Source organism: Paenibacillus sp. J22P90 (genome assembly GCF_059692195.1).
This window is the reverse complement of the sequence record NZ_JCAUAY010000004.1, coordinates 249,480-265,098: the sequence shown is the minus strand read 5'-3', so window position 1 is coordinate 265,098 and position 15,619 is coordinate 249,480. Positions and strand designations below refer to the sequence as shown.

The window sequence follows — 15,619 nt, the reverse complement described above, 5'->3', positions numbered from 1 at the left end:
AATCTCAAAATAACTCATTATTTCTCAATGGGACCGGTATCCACGACTTCGAAGTCACTGCCTTTGATTTTGCCGAGTTTATGTAAATCGTCATCGTCCCATTTGGGATTTGGTGCTCCGCTCACATAGAGATCACTGCCATTGTCGGCGACAATCATCCCGTATTTCTTCATTGCACGTAGGATGGCTTGATTCGTCGTAGAGTAGCTGGAAATATCAAAATCGGCACGCAGCCTAAACCGAAGTCCCATCGGAGGCAGATTAGGATCCGTACTGCTTGATGCAAAATGGGTAGCTGGAGCGACGAATCCACGTTGTGTCTTGCGCACCGTGAATCTCAGTGCATGGTTAATTTCTCCCGTTATCGCTTCCTCATACCGAACAAGACCAGGGAAGATAGGTAATCCGGCTGCGTCAGCGGACGTCCAATATTTGGGGCGCGTTGCATTTGATGTTAAATCCCACTTTGCACCATTGGAAGCTTGCCAGCCATTGGCAGTGGCGTGCGCGTTGAACAACTCATACAGCATGCTATTGTCTTTATCAACCACAATCACATGTCGGTCGCCATCACCTGCTGGGCCGCCTTCTATTGGAGCAGTCGCAGGGATGGGATAAGGTCCTGGATCACTTTCATCACCGTAATCTGTAAACGTTACGTTTACTTTTGGTTGATTGCCATCTACGATCGTATAGGGAATCCCAATCGGAGCACCTTCCCATTCGGTACCGAAATCAGCGTGTACGCTAGTATTTAAGCCAATTGCATCGATAAACTGTTTGGATTTCTGATGAATAGGGAAGCTAGAGATATCTGTATTCCAAGCATTATCCTTGGGAAATACTTGCAAGCTTGAATTCTCGGATGGCTTGGATGGTACTGGCCAGTTTTGGGGCTTGTCCCCTACAAATATCGAACTGGTTTGATCATCCCAACCCACAGGCTTCCCTAAAGATTCTGACAAGAAACGAAGCGGGACGTAGGTCGTATCTTTATAAATAAATCCTTGAAGGTCTGCCGGAGGCTGCTTGTTCTCTCCATCGAAATAGTACTGCAACTTACGGAAATATACGTCGATTCCGACTGATTCTGTCGCCGCGTAGGAAAGCCCTGAGAAGAATAAAGCGCCGCACAAGAATCCAACTGATCCTGATTTCCATTTACCCACGAATAAACCACACTCCAATTTTCTAGTTGGCTTTCTTTCTTTTATGCCCTATCATACAAGTATTCGTAGGTTAACCATCGATTTAAGTCTATTTTTAACCATATATCACAGACGGGGGAAGTACCATGAGTCAACGTTATCGCATCACCAAAGCATTTCAACAAACGGAAAATGAAACAGAAGCACCAACAATTTCGTTGGAAGATTGCAAACAATATTTTTTGACACAGCCTGATTTTACGTATACATCCGTTTATACCGTAAAGGGTGCGACCACCATGTCCATTGAGGGTGATTTTTTCATGTGGAGCTATGGTGAGGTCCTAATCCCATTCCGTCACTATCAGGGGGATCTTTACGTTTCGGGGACGAATGAAGCCGTAATTCCGAGAATGTTAGAGGTTGCAAGCGCATTAGGCGCCGATGTAGCGGAAGGCTAAAACGGAAATCTCATAATTTCAACATACTATCCTCATACTTTTCCGTTATAGTAGTAGTACATTCTAAATGATCATTCAGGGGTTATCGCCATTGCCAGTTGGATGTTAAGGGGGATTACATCTTTGCATACGAATACTTTCATTAACATATTACAAAACGAACTCGTAGTCGCGCTTGGCTGCACAGAGCCGGTTGCTATAGCCTTAGCTGCCTCTAAAGCACGAAGCTATGTGGAGGGTTGCTTAGAGCAAATTACGGTACATGCCAGCGCAGGCATTATTAAGAACGCGCTTGCCGTTGGCATTCCAGGCACGAATCTGACAGGGATTGATTTTGTTGCTGCGTTAGGGGCAATTGCAGGAAATCCAGAGAAGCAATTAGAAGTGCTTGCTGATATTAAGCCCGAAGATATCGTTGCTGCGCAAGCTTTGGTTGAACAAGGAAAGTCCGTCGTTCATCTAGCAGATACGAGCAGGAAGCTGTATATTGAGGTCGTTGTTACTTCGGCGCAAGGGTATGCGAAGGTTGTTATTACGGATAATCACACGAATATAACACTGATCGAAGTAGATGGAAAAGTTGTTGAGTCAGGTGGCTGTGCGAATGCAACCTTCAAGAGCTCCAACGAGGAGCGAGGCTCGCTGACAATTGATGGCATCGTACAATTCGTGAATACTGTCGATCTGACCGAGCTCAATTTGGTTAAACAGAGCATTGAATTGAACCGTAAGGCAGGGTTAGATGGCTTATCCAAGTCCTATGGACTTGAAGTAGGGAAGACAATAAAGGAAAATGTCCAAAGAGGCATTTTGTCAGATGATTTAATCTCCCATGCAATGGCGCTTGCTGCTGCAGGATCAGATGCGCGTATGGCCGGCTCCAGTATGCCGGTTATGGCGAATTCGGGCAGCGGTAACCAAGGCATCGCAGCGACGAATCCGGTTATCGCGGCGGCTGAGAAGCTTGGCGCTACGGAGGAGCAGCTCATTCGTGCCGTGGCCTTGAGCCACTTGGTCACGATTCATATTAAATCCAAGTTTGGTCGTTTGTCCGCGCTATGCGGCATCACGGTATCCGGAACAGGCGCAAGCTGCGGAATCACTTATCTACTCGGTGGCGGCAACCTTGAGATTAAAGCTGCAATTCAGAACATGCTCGGTAATGTGACCGGGATGATGTGTGATGGGGCCAAGGGTGGTTGCGCAATGAAAGTAGCGACTTGCACGAGTGCTGCGGTACAATCAGCGCTGCTTGCTTCTAAGGGGATGACCATCTCGTCGACCAACGGTTTTATCGAAAATGACGCCGAGAAAACGATCGACAACTTCTGTCGGATCGGGAATGAAGCCACTTCTGACATCGACAAGCTCATCCTTGAGATGATGTTAAATAAAGACATTTAGCTAGGTATTTGCCCATTTTTAAAATTAATTGTTTACGTACCTCCCGTAATTTGATAATATAATCGCAATAACAAATGCGTTGAAGAGAAGAGTAAATAAACGATATCTTTTACAGAGAGCTCCGTTAGCTGAAAAGGAGTAAAGAGAACTTTATTGAACAAAGCCTCCGAGCAGCACATCGGAACCTAATCCGTAGGGGATGGTGTGACAGGAGCTCCTGTTACAGAGCTAAAGTATACGCAAGCTAGTCGCTTGTCGTACTTGAAGAGGCTTGTATGGCGACATACGAGTGAAACTGGGTGGTACCACGAGGATATGAATCTCGTCCCTAAGACTGGCAATAGTCTTGGGGGTGGGATTTTTTTGTATAAGTAAATTAGCGCCCGTGCTGCTCCATTTGGCACACCAATTCATGAAATTTGAATGTAATAGTGAGACACTTTATCCCATCATACGAATTTGAAAGGATTGAATTTAACATGTCAAGAAAATTAAAAGCGGGTATTGTCGGAGGCACTGGCATGGTTGGCCAGAGATTCGTTGAATTACTAGATCAACATCCATGGTTTGAAGTAACAGCGATTGCTGCAAGCAGCAGCTCCGCTGGTAAAACATATGAAGAATCCGTGCGCAACAGATGGAAATTGGCTACCCCTATTCCTGAAAATGTGAAAGGGATTGTTGTGCAAGACGCTTCGAAAGTAGAAGAGGTTGCTGCTGGCGTTGATTTTATTTTCTGCGCAGTCGATATGAAAAAAGATGAAATTAAAGCACTAGAGGAAGCCTACGCGAAAACAGGAACACCTGTTATCTCCAACAATTCGGCTCACCGCTGGACACCAGATATCCCGATGGTCATCCCAGAGGTGAACCCAGGGCATATCGAAGTGATTGCTGCTCAGCGCAAAAGACTTGGAACGTCGACTGGTTTCATTGCTGTGAAGCCTAACTGTTCGATCCAAAGTTATGTGCCAGCGCTTAACGCTTTGCTCGATTTCAAACCAACGAACGTGGTAGCATCGACGTACCAAGCGATTTCAGGAGCAGGTAAAAACTTTACAGATTGGCCGGAAATGCTTGATAACGTTATTCCTTACATTGGCGGGGAAGAAGAGAAAAGCGAGCAGGAGCCGCTGCGCATCTGGGGCAGCATCGTTAATAATCAAATTGTGAAAGCTTCTTCACCACTCATTACGACGCAATGTATCCGTGTTCCAGTTACAGACGGACATATGGCAACAGTGTTTGCTTCCTTTGAGAAGAAACCATCGAAAGAAGAAATTCTTGCGCGTTGGTTGGCATTCAAAGGCCGCCCGCAGGAGCTTGAACTTCCAAGTGCGCCGAAACAGTTTATTACGTATTTTGAAGAAGAAAACAGACCTCAAACGAATCTTGATCGTAACATTGAACGCGGAATGGGCGTTTCCGTGGGTAGATTGCGTGAAGACTCCATGTTTGATTTTAAATTTGTAGGCTTATCGCATAACACATTACGCGGCGCAGCTGGTGGAGCTGTTCTCATCGCCGAATTGCTGAAGGCTGAAGGGTATATTCAAGCGAAATAAGAAAAAACAGCGAGCATCTTCGATGCTTGCTGTTTTTTAGTTAAGTATGATCTGGATATCGTTCCTTCGTAAAGGTAACTGAATGTTGGATTAACGCCTTTAACACATCAACGTCGATATCTGCAATCTTATTGATATAGATGCAGGCTTTTGCGAGTTCATGTTTGCCAAAGTCTTTCAATAAGTTCTCTTGAACTGTATCACCCGTACCAATATATAAACTGATTTTGGCTTTGCGTGGTGAGAAGCCGGTTAACGGCGCATTGCCTTCGTGCCCGGAGGCATATTTATAGTGATAGGCGCCGAAGCCAATGATGCTGGGTCCCCACATTTTCGGTTCATAGCCTGTCGTTTCCGTAAAAAGATCAAGTAACAAGTAAGCATCTGCTCGCTTCTTAGGGCTTTCAACACTTTCGATAAACTCAAGAACGCTGCTATCGTTTATTTTCATTTTTGCCTCGTACGCCAATAGAAAACACTCCTTCTTGATCTTCACATGTGATGGCTTGTCATGATTATTCTACCAAATAAAGGTTGGAATTAGAAACATTTATAAGGTAATGATCGTCTAATAGTTACCCAGTGTGTTTGTTAAGATGATGTGGAGGATAGATGGGGGGATGTTATGTGAAGAAGGCGTATTGGTTTCCAATGCTAATAGCTACGATGCTTATTGCTGGTTTAATCGTGGGGTGTGGTGAACGATATACAGCGAATCCTCACGAAAATGGTACGAAGCAATCAGAGGTACCAAAAAAGCTGGAGTCTGTATCCAAAGAGGACTTACAGAAGTATGCCAATCAACTTCCAACTTTAGTGGCCGTTTTTGAAAAAAATCAAGTCAAAATGCAATCCTCCTACAGCACAGAGAAAGAAGTTTTTCTGGAGGTGCGCCGCGTAGGCGAGCATGCGAAATCGATGTCGGATGCAGAAAAAGCTAAGCTAAAGCAATCCTTCTATGAGGCGATCGGCGTGGAGTTCCCATTGAACATAACGGTATATACGATTGATGAGCAATCAGGTGTAAGTGGGAAAATCACGGCAATCGATGAGAAGGGAAGATTTTTAGTCGTCTCTGGCGACAAATTCCTTGACCAAGAGAAGAAAATGCCAGATGCCGCATGGTATGCCATGTCTGAAGATGCTAACATTGAATTCGAAGGGAAAAAGCTTAAACCGAATGCGGTTCAGATTGGATCCGTCGTCAAAGTGTGGGCGGAAGGCACGATGCTCACGAGTTACCCAGGTCAAACGACGGGGCTGCGGCTTCAAATCATCTCAGAGGACAAAGGCATCGGTGATGTAAGTGGGAAGGTTACAGGCATCGTTACCAAAGGTGAGGGAGTAAACATAGAGCGCACCATTGAAGTAGACGGTGTAAAATATAGATTATTTCCATTTACCCAAATTAGAACGGGAAGCGATCCAGCACAATTCCCTGACATCACAGTCGGTAAGCAGGTGAAAATGTGGTTCGCAGGTTATGATTTCAGTACGGAGAAATTTGTGTCGAAGGTCGTTATCGATGGTTAAATGCGAAAAGTGAAAGGAAGTTCACGAATGAGCCAAGTTCATGTTCAGCATATTGACGTAAGACTCGTACAGCAGTTAATCGCTTCACAATTTCCACATTGGGCACATCTCCGTATCCTGCCAGTGGACTCAGCCGGAACGGACAATGCTATTTTTCGTCTTGGGGATGATAAGGCGGTGCGGCTGCCCCGTGCGGATTGGGCGATCGGGCAGGTGGCAAAGGAGCAACGTTGGCTGCCCACGCTGGCACCGTTGATACCTCTAGCTATCCCGGTCCCACTGGCGATGGGAGTTCCTGCTGAAGGCTACCCGTGGCAATGGTCCGTCTATCGCTGGCTTGAAGGCGAGAACGCAACGATCGCCACACTCGAAAGCCAGGAACAAGCGGCAACAGAATTAGCGCATTTCATTCATGCTATTCAACGCATCGATACCACGGATGGCCCTGTTCCCGTTTCGCACACTTCTGGCAGAGGTGTGCCACTAGCACTGCGTGATGCAGCGGTCAGAGAGGCAATCGCCAACTTGAGCGGCATTATCGACACGGATGCGGCAACTGCAGTTTGGGAATTGGCTCTGCAAACGCCGGTATGGCAGGGGAAATCCGTTTGGCTCCATGGAGATCTACATCCAGGGAATCTGTTAATCGAGCAGGGAAAACTAAGCGCGGTGATCGATTTTGGTACGCTTGGTATTGGCGATCCTGCCTGTGACCTGATGGTTGCATGGACTTTCCTCTCAGCGGACGGCAGGAAGCTATTCCGCACCTTGCTTACAAACGATGAAGAGACGTGGTCGAGAGGTCGCGGTTGGGCGCTATCTTTTGGATTGATTGCTTATGCGTATTACATAAACACAAACCCAGGACTGGCCGCCATTTCCAGACGTACGATAGATGAGGTTCTTTGTGAATACGCACAATTCAAAGAGCCTAGTTAACGTTTATTAGATAGGAGTAGGAGAACAACATCATGCTTTCGGCTATCTTTCAAGGCATTCTTTTAGCAGCAGGACTTATCTTGCCCTTAGGTGTTCAAAATGTATTTGTCTTTAATCAAGGTGTGACCCAACCACGATTTATTCGGGCGCTGCCTGTCGTTATTACCGCATCACTGTGTGATACGTTGCTCATATCATTAGCTATTTTAGGAATATCCGTCATAGTAGTAACGCTGCCCATGGTTAAAACGGTGTTATTTTTACTAGGTATTTTGTTCCTCCTGTACATGGGGTTTGTCACTTGGAAAAGTAAACCATCGTCAAGTGACTCGGAAGAAAAAGCACTTTCGCCTAAGAAGCAAATCGCTTTTGCTGCATCGGTTTCCTTATTAAATCCGCATGCGATTTTGGATACGATCGGTGTTATTGGAACGAGCTCTATCCACTATGCGGGAAAAGAAAAATTTGTTTTTGCCATAGCGTGTATTTTGGTTTCTTGGATATGGTTTTTGGCGCTTGCGCTTGTAGGTAGACAAGTTGGGAGATTGGATAAGTCGAGATCATTTATAAGTTTTCTTAATAAAGCTTCCGCGCTCATTATGTGGGGAACTGCTGTGTATTTAGTTTTCCAATTAGTCTAGCGGAATGAAAGATAACGAAATCTTACTAGTTTTTGTTAGATCATGCGGATTATAATAAAGGTAATATTTGGTATGTGTAACTGGCGAAACGTAGATCACTACGAGGGAGCACATATGTCATAACAGCCGTTCGCCTGGGCAGAGCATTTGATCATTGGATCAGATGCTCTTTCATTTTAAAGGAGAGGTTATCCATGGAACGAGCTAGAAATGTGGCAGTCCTTATTTATGAGAGGGTAGATTTGCTGGATATCGGAGGTCCTTATGATGTATTCGGCGCATCAACTAACTGGGGCAAAGATTTCAAAGTCTACACCGTGGCGGAAGAAGTAAAGCCAGTGAATACCGTTAGCGGACTAAGTATAATTCCCAAATTCAGCTTTGCGAATTGTCCTATACCTGATATTTTGATTGTGCCTGGTGGTTTAGGATCACGAACTGGATCGTCATGTCCGCAGGGGTAACGGCTGGGTTCGATGCCGCGCTATATGTTGTTTCTAGGCTTTTTGGCGAGGAGCGTGCGCTAGCGTCAGCTTCGTTGATTGAGTATCAGTGGCGGAGATGACTCCCATTCTTGATTCCTCGAATCGAACGCAGCTTTCCAACAATAAGGGAACTTGACACATTACGACGATTATTTCCCTGGCGCATCGTTTTTCTGTATGAAATTGACATCAATCGCTAGGGGAGCTATGATTTTAGTAGGGTAACACGATGGAACAGGGGTGTGAACGTATCATGCAAAAGCAATTCAAAGTCGCTGCAGGCATCTCAGTCGCAGGATATGTGGCGAGTCTTATAACCGCTAATTTTTTACCGGAATCACTTAATTTATTAGTTCCCGCGGCACTAACTTTCGGTAGTATTCTGGTACTGAGCCGAACTTCTATAGCTATAAAGGGAAGAACAAATCCGGCTCCGCTGAATGAATCTTCCCAAACCCAGGCTGCATCAGCTTCGCAGAGCCCTAGCCCTGCTACGTCAATTGCTCCCAAAGACGATAGTGACCCTTTCTGGGATCCCATCGCGGAATATATTCATGTCATCGAGGAGACGATGATTTCAGAGGGACAGAAGAATACGTTAGACGACGAAATTGTGGAGAAAACGTTAAGCTTGCTGGCTCGGGTAGGCAGATTAATCCCACAGCTCAAAGAATTAAATGATGCAAATATGAATCATAACATACAACGATTAATTTTTAAGGATCTGAATGGTGCGATTAACCCCTTCCTGAAGCTGGGAGGAGAAGCGAAACGAATGAATCGTCGGTTACTACTTACAGGAATTAAGGACATTAACTCGAAACTTTCCGACTACGTAGAAACGATTGAACAGAAAGATTTAATTGAATTACAGACACGTATGGAACTTATCCAACAACGTTATCGTTCAACAGACTAAGGAGGCATGGTACATTGACTACCCAATTGGTGCAATTAAAATCAACAGATTTGCAGAAAGTTGAACAAGAAGCAAAGCAGCTGCTCGAGAAAGTATCTTCGACCGATACCATGGAATTAGAAACCTTGATGGACTCCATCGGTCGCATGGGTGCCAAAACGATGGAACAAGCTGGGCAATCCTTAGCCATGCTGGAGCGTCCCGTGACTGAATTGATGTCAGGCAAGCGCTCAGAGGTGCAGAACAACATTTTGAAGCTGCGCGGCGAAATTGATTCTTTGAGCAAGAGCAAGCAGCTTGGATTTTTTGAGAAAATGATGAAAAAGACGCCGCTGAAGAACTATATTTATAAGTATCAATCGGTAAAAACGAACGTAAATGCGATTGTGCAATCCCTGCGAAATGGCAAGGAAACACTGGAAGAAAATATGGCGTATATGAAAACGTTGAAGAAAAATTCGTTAGAATCCGTCTACAATTTGCAAATGCGGATTGCAATGGGTGAGAATTTAAAGCAGCTTTTCGAAGTTGAAATAGCCAAGCCCGAGAATGAAAACCGCAAAACACATTTAGAAAGAGGCCTGCGTAAAGTAGTTACTCGCATTCAATCTTTTCAGGAGATGGTTATTCTTTACCAACAAGCGATCGCTGGAACGGATATCATCAATGACAATAACGATAAACTGATTGATGCTGTTGATGCGACGATTGATAAAACGCAGAACCTGCTGACCGTCTCCGCGATGATCTCGATGGCGATCGAGGATCAAGTTCAGACGATTGAAGCGGTAAACTCCGCTAACTCAACTTTGAATAAAATGTTCGAAGATAACTCGCGTTTGTTGAAGGAAACGACGCAAAGAACGAATGAGCTGCTTGGCAAACCAGGCTTGCAAATGGATTCGATCGAAAGAGGGATGACCGATCTTTTCGCTGCTTTGGATCTTTTTGAACAGTCGAATCGGACAATCATTCAATCGGCAACAGAGCATACGCAGCGGCTTGGGAACATCAGTCAGCAAATGACCCAGCGTTTAGGTCTAGCGCCAGGAAATAAAACAACAGCGGAAATTAAAGCTTCCGAACTAGGCGGGCTTTTGGAATAAAATAGAATAAGTAGAATGTGCTGTCAGGGATGCGATCCTTGGCAGCTTTTTTGCATGATTTTAAGTCAAAAACCTATCTCTATACCCATGCCATTTCATTCTCCTGACATATGATAATCCATACGTTTGAATATGGGAGATGAGTAGATGTCCATACAAAGTAAAGAGGAGCCTGTGAATCCCAATCAAATTGATGTGCTTATTCCCGCGATTGAGAAGGATCTGGGCACGCTCCCCCTTGTGATTGATGCCGTAAGAAAATACGTGAAGCACCCTATAGGTGAAATCATCATTGTAGCTCCACGGAAACAACGTATTCTTGATCTTTGCGCGAGGAAAGGCTGTCGATTCGTAGACGAAGATACGGTACTTCCGATTACGAAAAAGGACATCCATTATCAATCCAAGCGGTGGGATCGGACCGGGTGGCTATATCAGCAATTACTTAAGCTAAATGGAGATACCTTAGCCTCATCCAAATACTATATGGTCATTGATGCAGATACCGTGTTGATTCGGCCGCATGTCTTTAAAATAGGCGATAAAACCGTGTTTTATTGTCGGAACTGGAGTCAAGGCGAATATTTTAGAACATATCGCAAATTAATGGGAAGAAATCGCTCAGCCCGGCTGTCCTTCGTTACTCACTACATGCTGTTCGAGAAAGCAAAAGTGAAGCAATTGAAACAATTCATTGAGTCCAAACACAACACCAGCTGGTATACAGCAATTATGAAAAGTATGAATAGAACGCGGCAGTTTGCCTTTTCTGAATTTGAGACGTACGGGAATTACCTGTACGCATCCTCGGCTGACAAGATGATCTTGAAGCCAGCTTTGAACATAAGCTTACATGTGCCAATTACCGGGTTAACTGCTTTAAGGATGAATGCCCTGTCCCAGAGATATAGATCTGTTTCCCTTCATAAACGTAAAGGGTATGTGAAATCCGTCAAGCTGGTGACACGATGAAGCCTTACGTAGTTGTCTGGAAAGGACCCGTTCACAAAGTAAGTGGGCTGGGTCATGCGAGCAGAACGTATGCGGCATCCCTTAAGCAAAAGGGGGTTGACGTTCGGATCGGTAGCTTGAGGTCTGGCTTACGCCCGATCAAAGGCAAAAGAGTATTGATCTTTCACGATGTACCCAGCTTTATCGATTGGAAAACCGAACGGAGTATTTATGATGCTATTATTTTAAATACGGTTTGGGAAACGAGCAAAACACCGAATCAATGGCTGGCTCATATGAACAAATTTGATGCGGTTTGTGTACCTACACTGCATAATAAACGAGCTCTTCAGAACAGCGGAGTAACGGTCCCGATTTATTTGGTGCCCCATGGTGTAAATACGCAGGTATTTCATCCGAATAATAAAAAGTTTCCTTTGCCGCGAGCCGCTGGCAGGTTTACATTCGTGTCTGTTTTCGGTTTCCAACATCGTAAAAACCCGGAAGGCTTGCTGCGCGCCTACTGGGAGGAATTTTCCTCGAAAGATAACGTCATTTTGGTCATCAAAACGAATGGCTACGCCTCGTATGAGAATGAGTCGTGGATTCAACGACAAATTTGGCAATACAAACAGCGATTGGGGATTCGGAAAGATACGGCTCCTATTGTCATCATTGGCCGAAGACTTCACGAGAGCAAGCTTAAAGGGCTATATACCTTGGCAGATGCCTTCGTCCTTCCATCAAGAGGGGAAGGCGTTGGTCTCCCGTATCTGGAAGCGTTAGCTAGCGGTACTCCTGTCATTGCAACCGCTTGGGGCGGTCAAATGGATTTCCTCACGCACAATAATTCCTTTCTCATCCCCTACCAGATGAAGAACCCCGAAGTGAGCATGAACAGCCGACATGCCATCTCGCGCTCATTCAGTTACCTGTTTGCAGAGAAACGGCAGCAATGGGCGGAGCCTGATCATGCTAGTTTGCGAATGATCATGCGAAAAGCGTATGAGAATCCCGAGCTATGCAAGCGAAAGGGACGGCAAGGAAGACGGGATGTTCAACATATAACCTGGGATCGCGCGGGGATGTTATTGAAGCATGCGGTAGACAAAGTCATGCAATCGAAGAATGAAGGGTGAAGCGAGAGGTTCCCCGGGAAAGGAGAATGGGGCTTGCGAATTGTGCTAATGTGTGGGGGATCGGGAAAAAGGCTGTGGCCGTTTTCTAACGAGATTCGTTCCAAGGTGTTTCTTAAGCTTTTGAAATCCAAAGATGGGTCTAGAGAATCTATGATTGAGCGAATATGCAGACAATTGGATGAGGTTGGCTTGTTGAAAGACACCTGTATCATCACTCATCACAGTCAAGTTGAGATCACACGCAATTATGTTGGCGAGCACATCCCTATTATAAGTGAACCTTATAAAAGAGGGACGTACCCAGCCGTTGTATTAGCAGCTATGTATCTGCATGAGCACATGCATGTTGATCCAGATGAAACGATCTGTGTTCTCCCTGTGGATACGTACGTTGATTCTGCGTTTTTCGGATTGCTTAACCGATTTCCCGATATCATTTCACAAGCGAAAGCTAATCTTGCACTCCTAGGTACAAAACCGACCATGCCCTCCGATCAGTATGGCTATATCGTACCCATTCTTCCGAAAGAGCAGAATGACTATGCATCTGTCCGTCATTTCATTGAAAAACCGAATGAGCAAGCAGCAGCCGATTTGATCGAGCACGGCGCATTATGGAACTGTGGCGTCTTCGCGTTCCAGTTAAGGTTCATGCTGGATCATTTGAAGACTAAGGGACAACCGGTGCAAGTTGACAACTGGCTTAGTAGTTACAAACAGTTAAATAATACTAGCTTCGATCGTGAAGTCGTTGAGCTCACGCCTCAAACGGTTGTTATGGGGTATGATGGTTACTGGCATGATGTGGGAACTTGGAAGGCACTAACTTCATTTATCGATGAGAAGGTGATCGGATCAGGACGGGTGTCCGAGGATTCCGTTCATACACATCTCTTTAACGAACTCCCTTATCCCATCGAAATCATCGGCGTATCGGATCTTATTGTCGCAGCTAGTTCAGACGGCATACTCATTGCCAACAAGGAGAAAGCTCATCTTATCAAGGAAAGGCTCACACCAGTGTCACAGCTGCCTAGGCACGTCGAGAAAAGATGGGGATCTTACCAGGTCTTAAACTGCTGGAACGATGGGCGGGGGAAAGAAGGCATGATGAAACTGGTGAAAATGACCCAAGGGAGTCAGACGAGTTATCATCAGCATGCCAATCGGGATGAAAGCCTTACGATTCTGTCTGGGAGTGCGGACATTCTTATGGAGGACAAACTAAATAGGCTTTCCGCAGGCAGTGTACTGCATATTCCAGCTGGCAGCAAGCATGGCATCAAGGCGGTTAGCGAACTTGCGTTGATGGAAGTCAGTTTGGGTAAAGATTTAACAGAAGAAGATATTAATCGCATTTCAATCACATGGTAGAATCCCCAATAAATCAGGTTATGAATAGAATGTAATGTTCCTATTTCGTGGGCGCTTGAAGGGGGAGTCGCTTTGGAAGATCATCATCAGCCAAATAACAGGCGTACGTTTCGATTCGTCAGGCCAACATCTTCAAATAATTCTCAGCAAGAAGTGGAAATTACACCCGTTCATTTGGGAGGAGACAACACAGAAGAACGTGTCGTACAAACAGCTCAAGACATCAGCTTGCAGCATAAGGATAGACAAACAGGTCATTGGATAACCGATTTCAGGAAAACGAAAGATGCGCCGATTCTCTATCAAATTTTATCAGGTTATTTTAAAGAAGCTAAACAACCTGTTCTCATTCTAAAGGGCTCGAGGGGAAGCGGTGGTTATTTAGCTTATACGATCCTAGGCAAACAAAATGGCAAAGTTGTCGCGTTGGTTGACAAAGAGGATGTGTATCGGGGCGACATTTTCCTAGAGGATGGACGGCTGCTAGAGAAAAGAGATGTCCGATATTCGGAGTGGGTAGTCAAGAATGGTCGCTTAAAGCTGATTCCTTATATTATTCCTAAAATTCCAGGCGCACTTCGTATAGAATATGCCATTCTTCCAGATGGCCGAGTGAAAATTGGTAAAACACGGTATTCGGTTCCAGTAGGGACCATCGTGCAAACGATCCGAACGGACTCGAATGAAATCAGAGAGCTAGGATTTATCGATGGTGGCGAGGGGGATTCAAACATCATTAAATACCTAGATGCCTATAAGCAAGCCTTCCAAATCGTTAAGCCAGGGATCGTCGAAGTGAAGTTAGTGCCGGGTCTCGATTGGAAGAAAGTATTTACATTTACGATTGAAGCCAAGTAGGAGCGGCCCGAGCCCTTGCCATATACATGAAAACTAAAACGACAACTCACTTCAGCGTGAATTGCCGTTTTTTCATTTTCTCAATATCCTATCGTAAAATCAGCCTCGTTTATCCAACCCTGCCCCTGAAAATCACGTCCCCGAATATGAACACGCTCCGCGTACACATCTATGACCAAGCCCTCGGACCGATTCCCCTGAATCAGTTGGTCGTTGCTGTCATAAGGGTAACTCACCGACGAACTATTGACCATCGTGAAAACATCCCTGACTAGCGTTGTTGGCAATCGCAATTCCCAGTGCGTATGTCCTGTGAAAAAAATAACTTCTGGGAATTGAGAGAGAATCTGTTTCAACTCGTTTTTTTGTACAATGCCGCGAGGCATGCTGCCCGAAACGGTGCCTTGCAGTGGCTGATGCAGAAAGACGAAGAGAGGTCGCTTCTGGACATAGTTTTCTTGGAGTTTACTTTGCAGCCAGCTTAACTGTGCCGAGGATAACCAAGCATCTTCCGCATTCGCGGGATTGGACTGTCTATACTGCTCGGAGCCAAGAAAAATAAAGTGATACCCTTGAACCCAACGATCGTAATACACGCTGGGCATTCCTGTACTGGACAGAAAGCGTGTGATCGAGGCATGGTCCGATTCGCCATTCGGAAATGTGCTTGGCGACCAGTCACCAGCTAAATTGTAATAGGATTTGTAAAAGTCATGGTTGCCCATCGTATAGCAAACGTGCTCCGGCAGCGAATGCTTCTTCATAATCGAAGCTAACATGGCATAATCAACCGAGCGTCCATCGCCTAGGTCCCCATTTATGACTAGAGCATCCAGACTCGGATTCATGCGATTCAAATCAGCTAAAGCATCATTCCATTTCCGCTGAGCTGTCGTATCCCAATTTTGAATATGAATATCACTGACGACGGAAAAACGCAATCGAGGAGATTGCTCAGCAGCTTTTCGCAGCTCATTAGAAAGACGAAGTATCTCATTTTTCTCTGATTGTGATTTGACGAATTGCAAACGCGGTTGGAGAAATGAATCTATGATTGTGAGCGCATCCTTGTCTCGCAGCACCTGAATCCTCCCCC

Annotated in this window: 16 protein-coding genes, 1 riboswitch and 1 other annotated feature; of the genes, 13 read left to right on the top strand and 3 right to left on the bottom strand. The window is 45.2% G+C overall.

Annotated features, from left to right (window positions below):
• Positions 1-17 precede the first annotated feature (17 nt).
• Entirely contained in the window at positions 18-1,169 is a 1,152-nt protein-coding gene (locus tag AC58UX_RS15465; RefSeq protein WP_497254159.1) for a stalk domain-containing protein, read from the bottom strand.
• Positions 1,170-1,294: 125 nt separating this feature from the next.
• On the opposite strand from AC58UX_RS15465, the gene AC58UX_RS15460 reads away from it, so the two are divergent.
• The 3 genes from AC58UX_RS15460 (at position 1,295) to asd (ending at position 4,578) form a co-directional block, all read left to right on the top strand.
• Positions 1,295-1,609: a hypothetical protein gene (locus tag AC58UX_RS15460; protein WP_497254157.1), complete on the top strand. Its 315-nt coding sequence runs from the start codon at positions 1,295-1,297 to the stop codon at positions 1,607-1,609.
• A 123-nt stretch (positions 1,610-1,732) separates the two neighbouring features.
• Positions 1,733-3,013 carry an L-cysteine desulfidase family protein gene (locus AC58UX_RS15455; RefSeq protein WP_497254155.1) on the top strand — a complete coding sequence of 427 codons (1,281 nt, stop codon included), beginning with the start codon at positions 1,733-1,735 and terminating at the stop codon, positions 3,011-3,013.
• A gap of 70 nt (positions 3,014-3,083) precedes the next feature.
• Positions 3,084-3,346, top strand: a binding site (T-box leader).
• A 146-nt stretch (positions 3,347-3,492) separates the two neighbouring features.
• Positions 3,493-4,578 (top strand): aspartate-semialdehyde dehydrogenase, encoded by a 1,086-nt coding sequence (gene asd, locus AC58UX_RS15450; RefSeq protein ID WP_497254153.1) that lies wholly within the window; start codon positions 3,493-3,495, stop codon positions 4,576-4,578.
• A gap of 40 nt (positions 4,579-4,618) precedes the next feature.
• Here the strand turns inward: asd and AC58UX_RS15445 are convergent, their stop codons facing one another.
• Positions 4,619-5,029: a DUF1801 domain-containing protein gene (locus AC58UX_RS15445; protein ID WP_497254870.1), complete on the bottom strand. Its 411-nt coding sequence runs from the start codon at positions 5,027-5,029 to the stop codon at positions 4,619-4,621.
• Positions 5,030-5,205: 176 nt separating this feature from the next.
• On the opposite strand from AC58UX_RS15445, the gene AC58UX_RS15440 reads away from it, so the two are divergent.
• The 10 genes from AC58UX_RS15440 (at position 5,206) to AC58UX_RS15395 (ending at position 14,523) form a co-directional block, all read left to right on the top strand.
• Positions 5,206-6,111, top strand: coding sequence for a DUF3221 domain-containing protein (locus tag AC58UX_RS15440; RefSeq protein ID WP_497254151.1), 906 nt, complete (start codon positions 5,206-5,208; stop codon positions 6,109-6,111).
• Positions 6,112-6,138: 27 nt separating this feature from the next.
• The gene (locus AC58UX_RS15435; RefSeq protein ID WP_497254149.1) at positions 6,139-7,050 is read left to right on the top strand and encodes an aminoglycoside phosphotransferase family protein; all 912 of its coding nucleotides are present in this window, start codon (positions 6,139-6,141) and stop codon (positions 7,048-7,050) included.
• A 32-nt stretch (positions 7,051-7,082) separates the two neighbouring features.
• Positions 7,083-7,691 (top strand): LysE/ArgO family amino acid transporter, encoded by a 609-nt coding sequence (locus tag AC58UX_RS15430; protein WP_497254147.1) that lies wholly within the window; start codon positions 7,083-7,085, stop codon positions 7,689-7,691.
• Positions 7,692-7,757: 66 nt separating this feature from the next.
• Positions 7,758-7,838: riboswitch (ZMP/ZTP riboswitch) on the top strand.
• Between the two features lie 47 nt (positions 7,839-7,885).
• Positions 7,886-8,155 carry a DJ-1/PfpI family protein gene (locus tag AC58UX_RS15425; protein ID WP_497254145.1) on the top strand — a complete coding sequence of 90 codons (270 nt, stop codon included), beginning with the start codon at positions 7,886-7,888 and terminating at the stop codon, positions 8,153-8,155.
• 274 nt (positions 8,156-8,429) lie between these two features.
• Positions 8,430-9,095 (top strand): hypothetical protein, encoded by a 666-nt coding sequence (locus AC58UX_RS15420; protein WP_497254143.1) that lies wholly within the window; start codon positions 8,430-8,432, stop codon positions 9,093-9,095.
• 14 nt (positions 9,096-9,109) lie between these two features.
• Positions 9,110-10,201 carry a toxic anion resistance protein gene (locus AC58UX_RS15415; RefSeq protein ID WP_497254141.1) on the top strand — a complete coding sequence of 364 codons (1,092 nt, stop codon included), beginning with the start codon at positions 9,110-9,112 and terminating at the stop codon, positions 10,199-10,201.
• Positions 10,202-10,348: 147 nt separating this feature from the next.
• Complete coding sequence (locus AC58UX_RS15410; RefSeq protein WP_497254139.1) at positions 10,349-11,173, top strand: DUF6492 family protein; 825 nt, start codon at positions 10,349-10,351, stop codon at positions 11,171-11,173.
• Positions 11,170-12,291 carry a glycosyltransferase family 4 protein gene (locus AC58UX_RS15405; RefSeq protein WP_497254137.1) on the top strand — a complete coding sequence of 374 codons (1,122 nt, stop codon included), beginning with the start codon at positions 11,170-11,172 and terminating at the stop codon, positions 12,289-12,291. The genes AC58UX_RS15410 and AC58UX_RS15405 overlap by 4 nt, the downstream gene beginning before the upstream one ends.
• 48 nt (positions 12,292-12,339) lie before the next feature.
• Entirely contained in the window at positions 12,340-13,665 is a 1,326-nt protein-coding gene (locus tag AC58UX_RS15400) for a sugar phosphate nucleotidyltransferase (RefSeq protein WP_497254868.1), read from the top strand.
• 72 nt (positions 13,666-13,737) lie between these two features.
• Positions 13,738-14,523, top strand: a complete 786-nt coding sequence (locus AC58UX_RS15395; protein ID WP_497254135.1) for a hypothetical protein — start codon at positions 13,738-13,740, stop codon at positions 14,521-14,523.
• Between the two features lie 80 nt (positions 14,524-14,603).
• Here AC58UX_RS15395 and AC58UX_RS15390 read toward each other — a convergent pair whose 3' ends face one another.
• Positions 14,604-15,605, bottom strand: a complete 1,002-nt coding sequence (locus tag AC58UX_RS15390; RefSeq protein WP_497254133.1) for a metallophosphoesterase family protein — start codon at positions 15,603-15,605, stop codon at positions 14,604-14,606.
• Positions 15,606-15,619: the final 14 nt, after the last annotated feature.

Coding starts and splice junctions, on each gene's coding strand:
- AC58UX_RS15460 (WP_497254157.1), top strand. CDS start 1,295: ATGAGTCAACGTTATCGCATCACCAAAGCATTTCAACAAACGGAAAAT.
- asd (WP_497254153.1), top strand. CDS start 3,493: ATGTCAAGAAAATTAAAAGCGGGTATTGTCGGAGGCACTGGCATGGTT.
- AC58UX_RS15445 (WP_497254870.1), bottom strand. CDS start 5,029: ATGAAAATAAACGATAGCAGCGTTCTTGAGTTTATCGAAAGTGTTGAA.
- AC58UX_RS15435 (WP_497254149.1), top strand. CDS start 6,139: ATGAGCCAAGTTCATGTTCAGCATATTGACGTAAGACTCGTACAGCAG.
- AC58UX_RS15430 (WP_497254147.1), top strand. CDS start 7,083: ATGCTTTCGGCTATCTTTCAAGGCATTCTTTTAGCAGCAGGACTTATC.
- AC58UX_RS15425 (WP_497254145.1), top strand. CDS start 7,886: ATGGAACGAGCTAGAAATGTGGCAGTCCTTATTTATGAGAGGGTAGAT.
- AC58UX_RS15420 (WP_497254143.1), top strand. CDS start 8,430: ATGCAAAAGCAATTCAAAGTCGCTGCAGGCATCTCAGTCGCAGGATAT.
- AC58UX_RS15410 (WP_497254139.1), top strand. CDS start 10,349: ATGTCCATACAAAGTAAAGAGGAGCCTGTGAATCCCAATCAAATTGAT.
- AC58UX_RS15405 (WP_497254137.1), top strand. CDS start 11,170: ATGAAGCCTTACGTAGTTGTCTGGAAAGGACCCGTTCACAAAGTAAGT.
- AC58UX_RS15400 (WP_497254868.1), top strand. CDS start 12,340: ATGTGTGGGGGATCGGGAAAAAGGCTGTGGCCGTTTTCTAACGAGATT.